This is a genomic window from Actinopolyspora mortivallis (assembly GCF_003001495.1).
Lineage (GTDB): Bacteria > Actinomycetota > Actinomycetes > Mycobacteriales > Pseudonocardiaceae > Actinopolyspora > Actinopolyspora mortivallis_A.
Genome location: NZ_PVSR01000008.1, coordinates 1 through 16,548, shown reverse-complemented (window position 1 = coordinate 16,548; position 16,548 = coordinate 1). Strand labels below are relative to the sequence as shown.

Sequence of the window (16,548 nt, the reverse complement as noted above, 5' to 3'; positions counted from 1 at the left end):
CTCCGGGCGAAGGTCACCGCGACTTGCGCGCGGCGGCGAAGAACCGGCCGGACTCCGGGCGCAGCAACAGCACGAACACGGCCACGTCCAACGCCGCGATCACGACACCGAGGATCACGCTCAACGGGTCGGGTGTCAGGCCCGGGAACATCCGCACGTAGTCCTCGGGCATCCCCACCGCCGTGGTGAGCAGGGTCATCGCGGTGCTGAACACGAGCAGCCCGCAGAGCACCAGTATGATCACCCGGGCCCAGTTGCGCCCCTGGGCCGTGCGCGTGGCCAGGAACACGTACAGCACGGCCACGGCGATCGACACCAGCAGGGAGAACATGATCCCGCCGTTGACGGCGGCGTCCACCTCGTGCTGGGCCAGCTCGGGTTCCAGCTGTCGCACCTGCTCGGTCAACGTCCTGCGGTCGGACAGCTGGATCACCGAGCGCACGAACCCGACCGCCGTGGCGGCCAGCCACAGCCAGCGGGCCAGCCACACCGAGCGCGGGAGCGGGTTGCTCGGGGAGGCCGGGGCGTCGTTCCGGGTCCACGGTGCGGTCACTCGGCATCCCCCGTCGGCTCGTCACGCAACCAGCGGGCCGCCTGGGTCGCCCAGTAGGTGAGCACGATGTCCGCTCCGGCGCGCCGCACCGAGGTCAACGTCTCCAGCACGGTGCGTTGGCGGTCCAGCCAGCCGCGCTCGACGGCGGCCTCGATCATGGAGTACTCGCCGGAGACCTGGTAGGCGGCCACCGGCACCGAGGAGGTCTCGGCGGTCCGCCGCACCAGGTCCAGGTAGGACAGGGCCGGTTTGACCATCACCATGTCGGCGCCCTCGGCCAGGTCCAGGGCCACCTCCCGTCCGGCCTCCCGCGCGTTGCCCGGGTCCTGCTGGTAGGTCTTGCGGTCCCCGGACAGCTGGGAGTCCACCGCGTCCCGGAAGGGCCCGTAGAACGCGGAGGCGTACTTCGCCGAGTAGGCCAGCAGCGAGGTCTCGTGGAAACCGGCGGCGTCCAGCGCCTCCCGGATGGCCCCGATCTGGCCGTCCATCATCCCGCTGGGGCCTAGCACGTGCGCCCCGGACTCGGCCTGGGCCAGCGCCATCTCCCCGTACAGGCGCAGCGTGCGGTCGTTGTCCACGTTGCCCGACTCGTCCAGCACCCCGCAGTGGCCGTGGTCGGTGAACTCGTCCAGGCAGGTGTCGGCCATGATCACGGTGTCGTCGCCGACCTCGGCGGCCACGTCGCGCAGGGCCACGTTGAGCACCCCGTCCGGATCGGCCGCCGCCGAGCCGGTGGCGTCGCGCTCGGCGGGCACCCCGAACAGCATCAGCCCGCCCACACCGGCCGAGACCGCCTCGACGGCGGCTCTGCGCAGCGAGTCCCTGGTGTGGTGCGGCACTCCCGGCATGGAGGGGATGTCCACCGGTTCGCTCGCGCCCTCACGCACGAACATCGGCAGCACCAGGTGCCGGGGCCGGACCTCGGTCTCGGACACGAGCCGGCGCAGCGCCGCGTTGCGGCGCAGCCTGCGGGGACGATCCGCGGGATACAAGTCTGGAACACCTCGCACGGACGACGTGGACGACGATCGGAGGGCACCGGTGGCTCACCGTACTCCCCGCCGGTCACGGCGGTGCCGCCACCGTCACACGGACGGGCGGCACCGCCGGGGCACCCCGTTCAGGAGCGCCGGGTCCGTTTGGCCTTCTTCGGCGGGGGAAGCGCACCCTCGGCCCGCAGCCGGGCCGCGTGTTCGGCGAGCGAGTCCACCAGCGCGGGAACCTGGGCCACCTCCGGCCGGACGTCCACCCGCAGGCCGAACTCCTTGGCCGTCTCGGCCGTTTTCGGGCCGATGCAGGCCACCAGGGTCCTGGCGTGGGGCTTGCCCGCGATGCCGACCAGGTTCCGGACGGTGGACGAGGAGGTGAAGCACACAGCGTCGAAGCCACCGGTCTTGATCATCTCGCGGGTCTCGGCGGGCGGCGGGGCCGCCCGGACCGTGCGGTAGGCGGTGACGTCGTCCACCTCCCAGCCGCGCTCGGTCAGCCCGGCCGAGAGCGTCTCGGTGGCGATGTCGGCGCGCGGCAACAGCACCCGGGCCACCGGGTCGAGGACCTCGTCGTGCGGCGGGAAGTCCTGCAACAGCCCCTCGCTGGACTGGTCCCCGGAGGGCAGCAGCTCGGGGTTGATGCCGAAGGACCGCACCTTGTCCGCGGTGGCCTCGCCGACGCAGGCGATCTTGACGCCGGAGAAGGCCCGGGCGTCCAGGCCGAACTCGTGGAACTTCTCCCACACCGCGCGGACCGCGTTGGCCGAGGTGAACACCACCCACTGGTAGCGGCCGTCGACCAGCCCCTTGACCGCGCGTTCCATCTGGGCCGGGCTGCGCGGCGGCTCCACCGAGATCGTGGGCACCTCGTGCGAGACGGCGCCGTGCGACCACAGCCGGTCGCTCATGGCTCCCGCCTGGTCCTTGGTGCGCGGCACGAGCACCTTCCACCCGTACAGGGCCCTGGTCTCCCACCAGGACAACGGGCTGCGGTTGCCCGCGACGTCACCGACCGTGACCACCAGCGGGCCCTGGAGCTCGCCCGCGTCACCGGCCACCGAGGCCAGCGTGGTGTCGATCGTGCGTTCCGAGACGGTCGTTCCCGAGGCGGTCACCGCCACCGGGGTCTGCGGGCTCATCCCGTGCTCGACCAGGGCGGAGGCCGCCTCGGCCAGGTGGCTCCCCGAGGCGTGCAGCACCAGGGGACCGTTGGTGGTGGCCAGGGCCTGCCAGTCGACCTCGCTGCGAACGTCCACCTCGGCGTGCGCGGAGCCGAGGGCGACCCCCGCGTAGGCGGGCACCGCCGTGCCGGCGGGCACGCCGGGAACCACCTCGAAGGAGACGTCGGTCTTGGACACTTCCTGGACCTCGCGCACCACCGCGTCCGCGGTGAGCGGGTCCCCGGAGACCAGCCGGACCACCGGACGTCCGGTCCGCGCCTCCTCGGCCAGGTTGCCGGCCACGTCGGCCGGTTCCCCGACCGCAGGCCGCACCTCGGCGGCCTCGTCCGCCAGCGCGGACACGTCGGCGGGAACGTCCGGGTCGGTCACCACGAGGGACGCGTGCGTCAGCAAATGTCTGGCCCGGACGGTGAGCAGGCCCGAATCACCGGGACCGGAGCCCACGAAAGCCACTCGTCCGGGGGTATTACGTGCTCGGGTCATCAGGGCACTCCCCATCAACTACTGCCGGGGCCGCTGAGCATCGCGGCTCCGGCCTCGAGCAGCTGGGCGGCCACGTCCCTGCCCAGCTGCTCAGCGGCGGTCGTCTCACCAGTGGCGGAGGCACGCAGCAACGCGTTGTCCTCGGCTGCCGCCACCCCGCGCATGGACAGCCGGCTCACGGCACGGCCGTCCTCGTCGAGGTCCTCCACCACTCCGGCCAGTGCCCCGACGGGCGCACTACAGCCGGCTTCGAGCGCTGCGAGCATGGCGCGCTCGGCGGCCACCGCGACGCGGCTGGCCTCATCGTCCAACACGGACTGCAGCAAATGCTCGGTGTCCACGTCCTCGACGCGGCACTCCACTGCCAGCGCGCCCTGGGCGGGTGCGGGCAGCATCTGCAGTGGATCGAGCGATTCAGTGATCACCCCGAGCCGGCCCACCCTGGCCAGGCCCGCGCGGGCGAGCACGACGGCGTCCAGCTCACCGTCGGTCACCTTACGCATTCGGGTGTCCACGTTGCCACGAATACCGCGCACCTCCAGCCCCAGTCCGAGAGCTTCGAGCTGGCTGGCGCGGCGCGGCGAACCGGTCCCCACCACGGAGCCCGGAGGCAGTTCACCCAACGTCAGACCGTCCCTGGCGACCAGCGCGTCCCGCGGGTCCTCACGGGGAGGGACCGCGGCCAGCGCCAACCTCGGGTCGGACGCGGTGGGCAGGTCCTTGTAGGAGTGCACGGCGACATCGACCTCACCGGCGGCCAAGGCCTCCCGCAGCGCGGAGGTGAACACGCCGACCCCGATCTCGCTGATCGGGGCCTGCGACTGGTCACCCGGGGTGGAGACCCGCACCAGCTCGGTGGTGTGTCCCGCGCGCTCCAGTCGTTCGGCCACCGTCGAGCTCTGCGCCATCGCGAGCGCACTTCCCCGGGTGCCGATGCGGAGGGTCTCGGTCAACGGTCCTCACCGTCCTGTTCGGAGCGATCGTGCGGGACGGCCGGGCTCTGGGTCCCCTGGGCGTGTGAGACGGAGGTGCTCACACCCCGGCTGCCACGTTCCCCGTCCTCCACGACCTGCGGGGTTCCGATCACGGCGGCGGTCTGCGGGTCGAGTTCGAACAGCTCGCGCAGCGCGTCGGCGTAGCCGGCCCCGCCCGGCGCCGCAGCCAGTTGCTTGACCCGGACGGTCGGAGTGTGCAGCAACTTGTCCACCACACGGCGAACCGTGCGGGACAGCTCCTCGCGAACGTCCGTGTCGAGTTCGGGCAGCCGGGAGTCCAGGCGAAGCAGCTCGGAGTCCACGACCTCGGCAGCTCGTTTGCGCAGCGCGGTGACCGTGGGGGTCACCTCGGCCGAACGCTGGGCCGCCAGGTAGGAGCGGACCTCCTCCGCGACGATCGCGGTCGCGTCCCGCTCGGCACCGCCACCGTTCTCCTCGGCCAGTCTACGCTGCAGGGACTGCAGATCCACCACCGTGACCCCGGCCAGCTCGTCGACCCCCGGGGCGGTGTCCCGGGGAAGGCCGAGATCGCAGACCACCAGCGGTCTTCCGGGTGCCCGTTCGGACAGCGCCGCCGAGACGGTCTCCGTGTCCACCACGGTTCCGACCGCCCCGGTGCAGGTGACCACCACGTCCGCCTCGCGCACGGCCCTGTCCAGCGCGTCCAGGGCGACCGTGTCGGCGGACAGCCCCTCCGAGCGCAGCGACTCGGCCAGCCGCGCCCCGTTCTCGGGGGTGCGGTTGGCGATCACCACCTCGCGGACCCCGAGCCTGCGGAGCTGGGCGGCGGCGAGACCGCCCATGGATCCGGCGCCGACGATCAGCGCGGAGCGCCCGGACAGGGTGCCGTGGGCCCGTTCCGCGTCGGCCAGCGCCTCGGAGACCACCGAGGCCCCGGCGGCGTCGATCTCCGTCTCGGAGTGCACCCGCTTGCCCACGCGCAGCGCCTGCTGGGCCAGCTCGTGGAGGGTCTTGCCCACGGTGCCCGCCCGGTCGGCGTCGTGGTAGGCCTGCCGGAGCTGCCCGAGGATCTGGGCCTCCCCGACGACCATGGAGTCCAGCCCGGCGGCCACCGAGAACAGGTGCTCCACGGCGGCACCGGCGTAGTGCACGTAGAGGTGGTCGGCCAGCTCGGCGAACTCCGAACCGGAGTGCCGCGCCAACACCGAGGTCACGTCGTCGAGACCGCCGTGGAAGGTTTCCGCGACGGCGTAGACCTCGACCCGGTTGCACGTGGCCAGCAGCAACACCTCGCAGACGTGTTCCTTGCCCAGCAGCTCGTGCAGCAGCTTGTCGACGTCCTCGGCACCGACCGCCACACGTTCGAGCATCCGCACCGGGGAGCTCTGGTGTGACAGCCCGACGGTGAGCAGATTCACGACCGAACCACCATCCCGTCCACCGGGTCGGCCCCGGCGTTCACGTCACGAGTTTTCGATTGCGGTGTCCCGTCGACACCGTCCCCGGGGTCGCCGGACTCCTGGGGCTCCTGGCTTCGGCGGGCTACGTGGAAGGACAGGATCTGCATCTCCACCGCGAGGTCGACCTTGCGCACCTCGACCTCCTCGGGAACCTGCAGAACCACGGGGGCGAAGTTGAGAACGCAGCGCACACCGGCCTGCACCAGTCGGTCACAGACGTCCTGGGCGCCCTTGGCCGGTGTGGCGATCGCGCCGATGGTGATGTCGCGTTCGGCGCACACGCGGGGGATGTCGTCGACGTGGTCGACCGGGATACCGCCGACCGGCACACCCATGAGGTCCGGGTCGAGGTCGAACAACGCCGCCACGGGGAAACCCCGGTTCGGGAACCCGCCGTAGTTGGCCAGCGCGTGCCCGAGGTTCCCGATGCCGATCACGGCCACCCGGTGCTGCTGGGTCAGCCCCAGGGTCCGCTCGATCTGGCCGATGAGCACCGCGACCTCGTAGCCGACTCCCCGGGTTCCGTAGGAGCCGATGTAGGACAGGTCCTTGCGCAGTTTCGCCGAGTTGACCCCCGCGGCCGAGGCCAGTTCCTCGCTGGAGACGGTGTGCACTTCCTGTTCGGCCAGGCCGGACAGCACACGCAGGTACACCGCCAGCCTGGCCACGGCCGCCTCCGGAATCGACCTGGCCCGGTCCTGGGGTTCGGGCACGGTGATCCCCTCCGCCGGCCGCGGTTGTGCCGCGGTCTCGTCCGCGTCACGCGGACCGTCGTCTCGCACGCCCTCTCCGTGCGCCGTCACGCTGGCTCTCCCTCGCCCTGCCTGCTGGTGCGTTCGTCGGTGACCGGTGGGGACGCGATCCGGCTGCCGCCCCGTTTCCGAACGCGGCGGCCGGTTCGGAACAACACCGACCACGAAGTCGTGACATCCGGGGACGTGTGCCTACGCCACCAAAGATCGCGTGCGGGAAATCCGCGGAACGAGTCCGGCAACACGACACCGCCCACCGTAGCTATTTGTGAACACATGCACAAAGTTGACCGGGCCCGCCGTAACGAGACCCACAGTCACGCGAAGCATCATCCCCGAAAGCCCCCCGACGTGCCAAAACGAGTGGTATGCGGGCCGCGCACCCCCTCCTCGGAAGGCGCGGCGCGAAACACGGGGACCGCCGCGCCACGAAAAAGTCGGGCAGATCACCCTCGGCCGACACCGACACGTGTCCGCCCCGTCCCGCAGGGTGGTCACGCGCGGAGCGCGGCACGCAGGCGCTGCGGTTCCACCTTCCAGAAACCGTGTTCGACCCCGTCGACGAGGATCACCGGCACGCGGTCCCCGAACTCGGCGCGCAGCTCGGGGTCACCGTCGACGTCGGAGGTCCGCCAGGGCACCCCCAGCTCCGCGCACACCTCGGAGATCTCGGTCTCCGCGGTGTCGCAGGCGGGGCAGTCCCGCCGGACCAGCAGTGTCACCTCGTGCTCGCCGGACAAACCCGATCACCTCGTTTCGACGGACGTCTCCACGGTCCACCGGTGATTGTCCTCCCGCGACCCCGGCGGGCACGCACCGAGGTCGCCCCCGTTTCGCGGACACCCGTCCGGTGACGGGGATCACCGGTACGGAGCAGTCCGCGGCCTCCGAAGCGCGCGGAGGTCGGAAATCCGTATCAATTCGAGTCCCGCAACCACTACCTACCGGACAGTAGCACCACGTATGCTGCCGATCCTGAAAACCGATCCCCGACGGGGCTCGCACAGCACACCGCCGAAACACCGCCGAATCCAGGGAGCGGACATGCTTCAGGCCACGGTGCTTCACCAACCGACCCTGCGACGCCCGCCCGCCCTGCCCGAGGGGAACCGGCAGTCCCCCACCAGCTCGTCCGGAACCGGTTCCCGGCAACTCAACACGGCCCCCAGGGAACCGACCGAACCCGGGCAGGAAAGCGGCGTCCCCGAGCAGACCCCGGAGAACTGGAACCACGTCCACCAGGCGCAGAACGGGGACAGCCAGGCGTTCGGCAAGCTCTACGACCAGTACGCACACCTGGTGTACCGCTACGTGCTGCTCCGGGTCAGCGACCACTGTCTGGCCGAGGACATCACCAGCGAGACCTTCGCCAGGGCGCTGCGGCGCATCGCCTCGGTGAGCTACCAGGGGCGCGACGTGGCCGCCTGGTTCATCACCATCGCGAAGAACCTGCTGCTCGACCACATCAAGTCCAGCCGGAACAGGCTGGAGATCCCGCTGGCCGACCCGGTGGAGTCCCACCGCGACGGGCCCCAGCACAACGGTCCCGAACAGCAGGTGCTGGCCGAGGCGGCCCACGCGGAACTGCTGGACTGCGTCCGCCGCCTCAACCCGGACCAGCGCGAGTGCATCAGGCTGCGCTTCCTCCAGGGGCTTTCCGTGACGGAAACCGCCGAACGCATGCACCGCAACGAGGGCGCCGTCAAGGCGCTGCAACACCGGGCGGTCCGCAGGCTCGCCCAGCTGCTGCCCGACGATCCCCGCTGAGACCGGCGATTCCGCCGGGCCGACGGAACGGGCCGCCGATCACCCACCCCGGCGACGGGGCACCCCGCCACACTCCACCACCCGGCTCCCACGGGACCGCGCCGAGTGGTTCCGCACACCCGCCCGGAGCACCCGGCACACCGCCGGGACGGCCCTGGAATAACGCCGCCCCCGACTGGGTCAATACCGGAGGCGGACAATGCCTCTAAGCTAGGAAGGCCGGCGGCGGGCACCGAGACCCCCCAACAGCCGCCCGCGGGCCACAGCGACACAGGACGACTCCGGAGGACACCGGGAGGCGCGGCGGTGCCTACATGGCCAGGCTCAGCGGAGCGAACCGACAACGGTGACCAGCACGTCAACGCGTCCGAAACCGGTCGACGCGGCCGGGAGGACTCCCTGGACAGCGCCAAACTGGCCGGTCGGGCCTCCGCGGAGGCCGCGGTGACCGCCACCCCGGACGACGCGAGCGCCACAGCCCCGCACGACCTGACGGCGGCGGCGTTCTTCGACGTGGACAACACCATGATGATGGGGGCCTCGCTGTTCCACTTCGCCCGGGGACTGGCGGCCCGGAAGTTCTTCAGGCCCTCGGACCTGGCGGGGTTCGCCTGGCAGCAGGTGAAGTTCCGCATCGGGGGCAACGAGAACGTGGAGGACCTGCGTTCCAGCCGGGAGCAGGCGCTGTCGTTCGTGGCCGGGCGGGACGTGGCCGACCTGGTGGGGCTGAGCGAGGAGATCTACGACGAGCTCATGGCCGACCGGATCTGGGCGGGCACCCGCGCCCTGGCCCAGATGCACCTGGATGCGGGACAGCGGGTGTGGCTGGTCACCGCGACACCGGTGGAGCTGGCCCAGATCATGGCGCAGCGGCTGGGGCTGACCGGGGCGCTGGGCACGGTGGCCGAGCACTCCGAGGGCGTCTACACCGGCAGACTGGTGGGCGAGATGCTGCACGGGCGCGCCAAGGCGCACGCGGTGCGGGCACTGGCCGCCAGCGAGGGACTGGACCTGCGGCGCTGCACCGCCTACTCGGACTCCTCCAACGACGTGCCCATGCTCTCGGTGGTGGGCAGGGCCGTCGCGGTCAACCCGGACCAGCGGCTGCGCGAGATCGCCCGGGTGCGCGGCTGGGACGTCCGCGACTTCCGCACCGGCCGCAAGGCGGCCCGTATCGGCGCCCACTCGGTGCTCGGGGCGGGGGCTCTGGCCGGGGCGCTGGCGGCCGGGCTGGCCTACCGGCGCCGCGACCGGGCCTGACAGGTCACCCCCAAACTCCCCGTCGCGCTCCTGGTCGGCTTCGACGACCCCCGGCCAGAAGGGCGGGATCGCCTGGTACGGCAGCAGCGTCCTGCCGTGCCATGTTTCGGTTCTCTCGTGGCAATGGCGCGTCCGCCGGATCGACGCGGTGTAACGAGCCGTTCGACGGTTGCCGCGCTCATGATCGAGCACGAACGGTGTGTCCTCTCCAGATAGCGGCGTTCCTCGTAACGTGTCCGGAACTTCCCCTCTTGTCCCAACAACTCTTGCGATGGGGATGGACTACCGGAATGATGTCGGCTCGACAGGTTCGCCGGATCATGGCCACGTTCCGGCACGTGTCCTCACTGGGGGCGTACGGAACGCCCGGGTCGCGGATCGATCCGCCGCCGGAGTCCGAAGGCGCACGGCGGTCCTCGCGAACACGTCCGGCGATTCGATTTCCCGGGAAAGGAATCCATGCACAAGTCACGTTTACCGAAAGCGGGTGCGCGTAACCTGCTGTTCGGGTTGCTGGCACTGCTGCTGGCCGCTACAGGTGCGGTCGCGGCCCCCGGCCAGTCGGCGGCGGCCCCGGACCTCTCAGTGCGCGAGATCCAGATGGACCTCGCGGGGCTCGGGTACCTGCCGTGGGAGGGCGTCGACGGTATCGACGGCCCCCAGACCTCCGGAGCCATCACCAAGTTCCAGTCAGCGCAGTGCCTGACGGTGGACGGCATCGCCGGCCCCAACACGAACACGGCCCTGACGGACAAGGTCAAGGAGGTCCAGCGTGCTGCCGGCACCGTCGCCGACGGCGTCTACGGGCTGTGGACAGTTCAGGCCGTGAAATTCTACCAGCGTGATCACAACCTCACCTACGACGGCATAGCCGGACCGCAGACCATGGGCTCGATGGGCATCGAACGGCGGAAGGGCTGTTCCGACGACGTCGAGGGCCTGCCTTATCCGTCCACATACACCAAACAGGTGCAGTGGAACCTGGCGGGAATGGGCTACCTGCCGTGGAGCGGGATCGACGGCATCGTCGGGCCGCAGACACGTTCGGCCACCATGGATTTCCAGCGGGACGCCTGTATCTCCACCGACGCGATCGCGGGGCCGGTGACCGGTGACCACATGAGCCAGCAGGTCAAGAAGATCCAGCGGGCCACGGGCACACCCGCCGACGGTGCCTACGGCCCGAACACTCGCGCGGCGGTCGAGGACTACCAGCGCGACCACGGGCTGGCCGTGGACGGCATGGCCGGTCCGAACACCATGAGCGAGATGGGCATCTCCCGGACGATGTGTGACTACCCCTCGGGAGACCCGGCCCCTCCGGCCGACGGCTCCACTCGGGAGAAGATCGTCGCGATCGCTGCCGGTGAGCACGGCTACCAGGAGATCAACGGCTCGAACTGCCAGAAGTACGGCGGCATGTGCGAACCCTGGTGCGCGAAGTTCGGCACCTGGGTGTGGCAGCAGGCAGGGGTCGACGTGCCCAGCTACTGGTTCACCGGTGACTGGTACATGTGGGGACGAAGCAACGGGCACTCCGTGCCCGCCTCGCGGGGCTTCTCCGACATCAAACCGGGTGACGCGGTGTTCTGGGGCTCCGGCCCCTCGAGCGTTTCGAGCAGTGTCCACGTGGACCTCGTCGAATCGGTCAACGCGGACGGCACGCTGAACCTCATCGGCGGCAACGTTTCCAACGCCGTCAGCCGCAAGTACAACGTGGATCCGTATTCGGCCAACATCTACGGCTACACACGCCCGTGACCGCGGTACGGCGCTCGCCGCGTGTCCGCGAGGGGCATTCCATCGCCGCGGACGACATCCACGGCCCACCACCCGCGACGCCGTGTGAACGTACAGCGGAGAACGGGGATCGCGGGGACCGCGTGTACGGACCCCAGAACCGTGACGCGATGCGCTGGCACATCGGTGCCGACCGCATCAGCCAGTACGGCTCGGACTGACGCCTCCTCCGGTTCGGCCGTCCGTAACCCTGGACGGCCGAACCACCCGGAGGGAAGGCCCGGATCTGAGTACCGCGCCCGGGCGGATCAGCCGAAGAAGACGCTGCCCCGCTGGGCCAGCAGCCGGTAGATCGTCTCCTGGATGGTCTCGCGCACCCGGTCGCTGAGGTCGAAGACCACCATCGGGTCCTCGGCGGCCTCGGCCCCGTGGCCGGCGGTCTCGATCGGCTCTCCGAACTCGATGTACCACTTGGTCGGCAGCGGCACCGCCCCCAACGGCCCCAGCAGCGGGAAGAACGGCGTCACCGGGAAGTACGGCAGCCCCAACAATCTGGCCAGGGGCGGAACGTCCCCGATCTTCGGGTAGATCTCCTCGGCCCCCACGATGGAGCAGGGCACGATCGGCACTCCGCAGCGCATCGCCGCCGAGACGAAGCCTCCCCGCCCGAAGCGCTGTAGTTTGTAGCGGTCCCGGAACGGTTTGCCGATGCCCTTGAACCCCTCCGGCCACACGCCGACCAGCTCGCCGGAGCGCAGCAGGCGCTGCGCGTCCTCGTTGCAGGCCAGCGTCTGGCCGCTGCGCCGCGCCAGGGTGCCCACGAACGGGGTCGCGAAGACCACGTCGGCCCCGAGCATCCGCAGGTGCCGCCCCGCCGGGTGCTGCTCGTGCAGCGCCACGGTGGTCATCAGGGCGTCCCAGGGCAACGTCCCCGAATGGTTGGCCACCACCAGCGCCGCCGAGTCCCCGGGCACGTTGTCCAGGCCCGTGGCCTCCACGCGGAACCAGTTGTCGTAGACCGCCCGCAGCGCGGGCAGGAAAACCCGGTCGGTGAGTTCCCGGTCGAAACCGAACTCGTCCACGGTGTACTCGCCCAGCAACCGGCGCCGCGCGAAGGCCACCGCATCGGCCAGCGCGAGCTGCCACCCCGCCGGGTTCCCCTCCGCGTCGTCCGCTCCGTCCGATCCGGTCTCTCCAGTCCCGGTGTCCTCGTCCCGAGGGCAACGCCCCCACGCGGAGGACGTTCCGTCCTCGTCCGGATACAACGGAATCACTCTCGCATCCGCCACCGGGCCTCCTCAGCCGATCCGGGCCATCGCCCGGTCCACTTCCCGTTCCGCCGCCTCGATCCACTCCGGCGCCACCAGCGGGCGCAGTCCCCGGCCGTGCACGAAGTCGTCGAAAGCCTGCCGTGTCGTCCACCGGGGAGTGAAGCCGAAACACCGCCGCAGCCTCGTGGTGTCGGCCACCCGACCGAGATCCGGTGGTCGCACCCGCTCCCCGCCGCCCGCCAGCATCCCCGCCAGGGACGACGCCAGGGCACCGGGAACCGGCACCCCGAGACGTCCCGCCCGGCGGACCGCCTGCCCGAGCGTGAGCACCCCGGAGGCCCCCACGTTGAACACCCCCGGGTGGTCCTCCAGCACCGCCCGCCGCAACACGGCGAGCGCGTCCTCCGGGTGCAGCAGTTGCAGACACGCGTCCCAGCCCAGCACGGTGGGAACCACCGGGGCGGCGAAGTACCTCGTCAACGCGGAGTCGATGCGGGGTCCCACCAGGTCGGCGAAACGCAGCACCGTGACGTCCACATCGGGCCGTCGCCGCGCGAAACCGCGCACGTGGCCCTCCACGTCGACCGCGTTCCCGGCCGCACCGGAGGAGGGTGGGTCCCTGGGGGCGGTGTCCTCGGTGAACACCGCCGGGTCGCGGGGATCCGACCCGTACACGGCGGTGGTGGACCTCAGCACCAGCTTGCGCACCCGCGCGGAGTTCTGGCAGGAGGCCAGCAGCCGCATCGTGCCGAGCACCCTCGTCTCCGTGGCCGAGGACCGGGCGAGGGTGGTCCCCTCCGGGGCGCTTCCCGCGTGGACCACGGTGTCCGCCCCGCTGTCGGCCAGCACCCGGGAGATCAGCGGATGGCGGATGTCGGCCCGCACGAACTCGGCACCGCCCATGCGGCGCGCCAGCTCCCGGGAAGGCGCCACCGTGTCCACACCGACGACCCGCCGCACCCCGGGCTCGGCGGCCAGCCTTCCGGCCAGGTGCGCGCCGACGAAATCGCTCACCCCAGTGACGAGCACGACCTCGGGCATCCTCGGCCTCCCGGACGCCTACGACCACCCGGACACCACGACCCGGCCTGCGGCGGCACCGCTGCCGCGCGGCCAACGGCCCGCCACCGAAGGATCACGGACGATCCTACCCCGCACACGCCGGGAGCCCGCCCCGAAACGGGCGCGGGGGAGGTTTCCGCCGTGGATCACCCCGGACCGGGTGAGGGCACCGGCCGTCTACTCGTCGGTCCGGCGGTGTGTGGCACCCAGCTCCACCGACCGGGAGTGCGCCGCCTCGATCGCGTCGATCATCGCGGCCCGCACCCCGTGCTTTTCCAGTTCGCGGATGCCCGAGATCGTCGTCCCCGCCGGGGAGGTGACCCCCTCGCGCATGATCACGGGGTGTCCTTCGCCCTCCCGGAGCATGGCGGCCGAGCCCACGGCCGACTGCACGACCAGCTCGGCGGCCACGGAACGGGGCAGCCCCAGCAGGATGCCCGCGTCGACCATCGCCTCGACCAGGTAGAAGAAGTAGGCGGGACCGGAACCGGACAGGGCGGTCACCGCGTCCTGCTGGCTCTCCGGGACACGCACCACCCGGCCCACGCTGCCGAGCAGCTGCTCCACGGTGTCCAGCTGCGCCTCGGTGGCGTGCGTGCCGCCGGAGATCGCGCTCATCGCCTCCCCGACCAGCATCGGCGTGTTCGGCATCACCCGCACCACGGGGGTGCCCGCGGCGAAGCGCCGCTCGAACAGTCCCGTCGGCAGTCCCGCGCACAGGGTCACCACCAGCTTCTCGGGGGTGACCAGCGGAGCGATCTCGTCGAGCAGCGGTTCGATGTCCTGCGGTTTCACCGAGACCACCAGCACGTCGGCCCGCTCGACGGCGGTGGGCACGTCCACACCGTGGACACCGTAGCGCTCGGTCAGCTCGTCCACCCGCTGCTGGTACCGCTCGGTGAACACCAGCTTCTCCGGTGCGTGCCCTGCGTCGAGCAGGCCGGACAGCAGCGACTCCCCGATCTTTCCTGCCCCGAGTACGGCGATCGTCGACATGGGCTCAGGGTGCCAGACGGCGGCAGCGGCCGAACCCACGGTCCCGTCCACCACGTGGGAAAACCCGTGGGAAGCGGCCCGGCTCACGCCCGCAGCGGCTCCAGGTGCAACCGGGCGAACAACAACGCCTCGGACAACAGGGCGGCCCGCTGGTCCACCGTCCGCGCCTTCCTGGTGTTGACCTCCACCACCACCGCACCCGTGTAGCCGCCGGTCCCCAGGGCGGAACAGACCTCGGCACAGGGCTGGGTACCGCGCCCCGGCAGCAGGTGCTCGTCGCGGGGGGCACCGGTGCCGTCGGTGAGGTGCACGTGGGCCAGGCCCCGGCCCATGCGCGCCATCAGTTCCAGCGGGTCGGTCTGGGCCGCCGCCGCGTGGGAGACGTCCAGCGTGTAGTGCCGGAACCCCACCTCGGTGGGATCGGGGGAGGGCCGGAAGGCCGACAGTCCCGTCGCCCGGTTCCTCCGCAGTCGGTCCCAGCTGTTCGGGGGGCGCACGGGGAACATGTTCTCCACGGCGACGCGGATACCGCTGGCCTCCTCCAGAGACTCCACCAGCTCCCCGAAGTTCTCCGCGTACCTGCGCTGCCACCGGAAGGGAGGGTGCACCACCACGGTGGAGGCGCCCAGCTCACTGGCGGCCACCACGGCCCTGCGCAGCCGTTCCTCCGGCTCCGCCGACCACACCCGTTGGGTGATGAGCAGGCACGGGGCGTGCACGGCCAGCACCGGAACACCGTGCTGTTCGGAGAGTCGCCGCAACGCCGAGACGTCCTGGCTGGTCGCGTCGGCCCAGACCATCACCTCCACCCCGTCGTAGCCCAGGTCCGCCGCCAGTTCGAAAGCCGCGCTGACGGGCTGGGGCCACACGGACGCGCTGGACAATCCCACCGGCACCGTGGGGCGGTGGGGTTCGGGGCTGGCTGGCACAGGTGTTTCGCGAGTCATGTCCGCCAAAACTCGACCACTGACACGAGGGGAGGACTGTCCGGCCGTCTCCGCCGACACCTCGGAGCCGGAACGTGTCCGGCAACGACCCCGAACACGTCACGGAACCCCTCCGCGCGGTGGAGGCGACGGCATCCGTCGAACGCGCTCAGTATCCCACCAGCAACAAAGCGACCGGAGACACGGTGCACGCCAGCCCGACCAGCACCGACAGCAGGACGGTCTGCAGGTCGTCGCTGCGCAGGAGCTTGCGGGCCACCAGCACGAGCACCCCGGTGAACGCCAGGGCGGCGGCCAGGGCAGGAAGCGGGAACTCCTGCCACAGCCAGCGGAAACCGATCCAGACCAGTCCTCCGGCGACGACGCCGCCGGCGACCTGGCCCAGCAGCACGGTCCACTCCAGCGCCCGGGAGCGGCCCGCACCGACCTCCTCGTCCGGCTCGTCCTCCAAGTCCTCGTCGAGACCGGCCGGAAGCTCGCGGAGCTCCCGCCCGGAGTCCTCGCCGGGGCGGCCGGAGGTGGCCCCCTCCGCGTCGGGGTCCACCGGGTCCTCGGCACCGTCGTCGAAGTCGTCGGCCTCCGCGAAGGGGTCCTCCGGCGCCGTCGGCTCGCGGTGGGCCAGATCGTAGGGATCCCCCGCTTCGGCGCTCTCCTCCCCGGAGGCGGGTGCCTGCACCCCGACCGGGTACTCCAGCAGGGTGGTGTCCTCCGAGGTCTCGGCAGTGGCGGCGGGTTCCGCGACGGGTCCTTCGGCCACGGGAGGGAAACGTTCGGTGACATCGCCCTCGTCCGGCACCGCCGTGGGCTCCGCCGCCGGGCGGTGCAGGACCTCCCCCGCGACCGTGGGCGGATCGTCGGGTGCGGGCTCCGTGGGCGCTGCGGGTGCCGCCTCCGCGTCCCGCAGCACCGGTTGTCGCGCCGTCACCTCGGTGTCCTCGGGGGCGGGCACCGGGGCCTGCTCTGCCGGGCCGCTACCGGAGGCAGGGGCCCACGGCTGGGGCGCGGCGGATTCCTCGGGGGCCACCGTCCGGTCCTCCGGGGCGGGTGCGGCGCCTGCCGTGGGGTGTTCACCGCCGTCCGGTTCCGGTGCCGCGGGGGCGGGAGACCGCCCGCTCCCACGGGGGTAGATCG

At 71.3% G+C, this 16,548-nt stretch carries 15 protein-coding genes and 1 pseudogene; 4 read left to right on the top strand and 12 right to left on the bottom strand.

Going from position 1 to position 16,548, the window contains the following annotated elements; genetic code table 11:
* Nucleotides 1-13: 13 nt before the first annotated feature.
* The 7 genes from CEP50_RS07745 to CEP50_RS07715 all read right to left on the bottom strand — a co-directional run bounded on the left by CEP50_RS07745 (nt 14) and on the right by CEP50_RS07715 (nt 7,114).
* A complete protein-coding gene (locus CEP50_RS07745) occupies nt 14-553 on the bottom strand; it encodes a hypothetical protein (protein ID WP_106113258.1) in 540 nt (179 codons plus the stop codon).
* Nucleotides 550-1,545 carry a porphobilinogen synthase gene (gene hemB, locus CEP50_RS07740; protein WP_106113257.1) on the bottom strand — a complete coding sequence of 332 codons (996 nt, stop codon included), beginning with the start codon at nt 1,543-1,545 and terminating at the stop codon, nt 550-552. The genes CEP50_RS07745 and hemB overlap by 4 nt, the downstream gene beginning before the upstream one ends.
* A 128-nt stretch (nt 1,546-1,673) precedes the next feature.
* Nucleotides 1,674-3,206 (bottom strand): bifunctional uroporphyrinogen-III C-methyltransferase/uroporphyrinogen-III synthase, encoded by a 1,533-nt coding sequence (locus CEP50_RS07735; RefSeq protein WP_106113256.1) that lies wholly within the window; start codon nt 3,204-3,206, stop codon nt 1,674-1,676.
* A gap of 14 nt (nt 3,207-3,220) precedes the next feature.
* On the bottom strand, nt 3,221-4,159 hold the full coding sequence (hemC, locus tag CEP50_RS07730; RefSeq protein ID WP_106113255.1) for a hydroxymethylbilane synthase: 939 nt from the start codon (nt 4,157-4,159) through the stop codon (nt 3,221-3,223).
* Nucleotides 4,156-5,580 (bottom strand): glutamyl-tRNA reductase, encoded by a 1,425-nt coding sequence (locus tag CEP50_RS07725; RefSeq protein WP_106113254.1) that lies wholly within the window; start codon nt 5,578-5,580, stop codon nt 4,156-4,158. Before CEP50_RS07725 ends, hemC begins: the two co-directional genes overlap by 4 nt.
* A complete protein-coding gene (locus tag CEP50_RS07720) occupies nt 5,577-6,425 on the bottom strand; it encodes a redox-sensing transcriptional repressor Rex (protein WP_019852677.1) in 849 nt (282 codons plus the stop codon). The genes CEP50_RS07725 and CEP50_RS07720 overlap by 4 nt, the downstream gene beginning before the upstream one ends.
* Before the next feature lie 443 nt (nt 6,426-6,868).
* A complete protein-coding gene (locus CEP50_RS07715; protein WP_106113253.1) occupies nt 6,869-7,114 on the bottom strand; it encodes a glutaredoxin family protein in 246 nt (81 codons plus the stop codon).
* Nucleotides 7,115-7,418: 304 nt separating this feature from the next.
* On the opposite strand from CEP50_RS07715, the gene CEP50_RS07710 reads away from it, so the two are divergent.
* The 4 genes from CEP50_RS07710 (at nt 7,419) to CEP50_RS20315 (ending at nt 11,362) form a co-directional block, all read left to right on the top strand.
* Nucleotides 7,419-8,141 (top strand): RNA polymerase sigma factor, encoded by a 723-nt coding sequence (locus CEP50_RS07710; RefSeq protein WP_258175007.1) that lies wholly within the window; start codon nt 7,419-7,421, stop codon nt 8,139-8,141.
* 306 nt (nt 8,142-8,447) lie between these two features.
* Nucleotides 8,448-9,401 (top strand): HAD family hydrolase, encoded by a 954-nt coding sequence (locus CEP50_RS07705; RefSeq protein WP_106113251.1) that lies wholly within the window; start codon nt 8,448-8,450, stop codon nt 9,399-9,401.
* 459 nt (nt 9,402-9,860) lie between these two features.
* Entirely contained in the window at nt 9,861-11,162 is a 1,302-nt protein-coding gene (locus CEP50_RS07700) for a peptidoglycan-binding domain-containing protein (RefSeq protein ID WP_106113250.1), read from the top strand.
* Nucleotides 11,159-11,362, top strand: coding sequence for a hypothetical protein (locus tag CEP50_RS20315; RefSeq protein WP_146134761.1), 204 nt, complete (start codon nt 11,159-11,161; stop codon nt 11,360-11,362). The genes CEP50_RS07700 and CEP50_RS20315 overlap by 4 nt, the downstream gene beginning before the upstream one ends.
* A gap of 87 nt (nt 11,363-11,449) precedes the next feature.
* On the opposite strand, the gene CEP50_RS07695 is transcribed toward CEP50_RS20315, so the two are convergent.
* From CEP50_RS07695 to CEP50_RS07675, 5 genes and pseudogenes are all read right to left on the bottom strand, one after another.
* Nucleotides 11,450-12,430 carry a lysophospholipid acyltransferase family protein gene (locus tag CEP50_RS07695; RefSeq protein ID WP_106113249.1) on the bottom strand — a complete coding sequence of 327 codons (981 nt, stop codon included), beginning with the start codon at nt 12,428-12,430 and terminating at the stop codon, nt 11,450-11,452.
* Nucleotides 12,431-12,439: 9 nt separating this feature from the next.
* Entirely contained in the window at nt 12,440-13,453 is a 1,014-nt protein-coding gene (locus CEP50_RS07690; protein WP_106113248.1) for an NAD-dependent epimerase/dehydratase family protein, read from the bottom strand.
* Nucleotides 13,454-13,651: 198 nt separating this feature from the next.
* Nucleotides 13,652-14,470, bottom strand: coding sequence for a pyrroline-5-carboxylate reductase (gene proC, locus CEP50_RS07685; RefSeq protein WP_106113332.1), 819 nt, complete (start codon nt 14,468-14,470; stop codon nt 13,652-13,654).
* Between the two features lie 83 nt (nt 14,471-14,553).
* Nucleotides 14,554-15,417, bottom strand: coding sequence for a sugar phosphate isomerase/epimerase family protein (locus CEP50_RS07680; protein ID WP_051099002.1), 864 nt, complete (start codon nt 15,415-15,417; stop codon nt 14,554-14,556).
* A gap of 148 nt (nt 15,418-15,565) precedes the next feature.
* Nucleotides 15,566-16,548 (bottom strand): annotated as a pseudogene (locus CEP50_RS07675) (hypothetical protein); the annotation flags it as partial.

Bases quoted from the DNA above. Each gene is read 5' to 3' on its own strand.
- proC (WP_106113332.1), bottom strand. From the start codon at position 14,470: ATGTCGACGATCGCCGTACTCGGGGCAGGAAAGATCGGGGAGTCGCTG.
- CEP50_RS07690 (WP_106113248.1), bottom strand. From the start codon at position 13,453: ATGCCCGAGGTCGTGCTCGTCACTGGGGTGAGCGATTTCGTCGGCGCG.
- CEP50_RS07735 (WP_106113256.1), bottom strand. From the start codon at position 3,206: ATGACCCGAGCACGTAATACCCCCGGACGAGTGGCTTTCGTGGGCTCC.
- CEP50_RS07710 (WP_258175007.1), top strand. From the start codon at position 7,419: ATGCTTCAGGCCACGGTGCTTCACCAACCGACCCTGCGACGCCCGCCC.
- CEP50_RS07680 (WP_051099002.1), bottom strand. From the start codon at position 15,417: ATGACTCGCGAAACACCTGTGCCAGCCAGCCCCGAACCCCACCGCCCC.
- CEP50_RS07700 (WP_106113250.1), top strand. From the start codon at position 9,861: ATGCACAAGTCACGTTTACCGAAAGCGGGTGCGCGTAACCTGCTGTTC.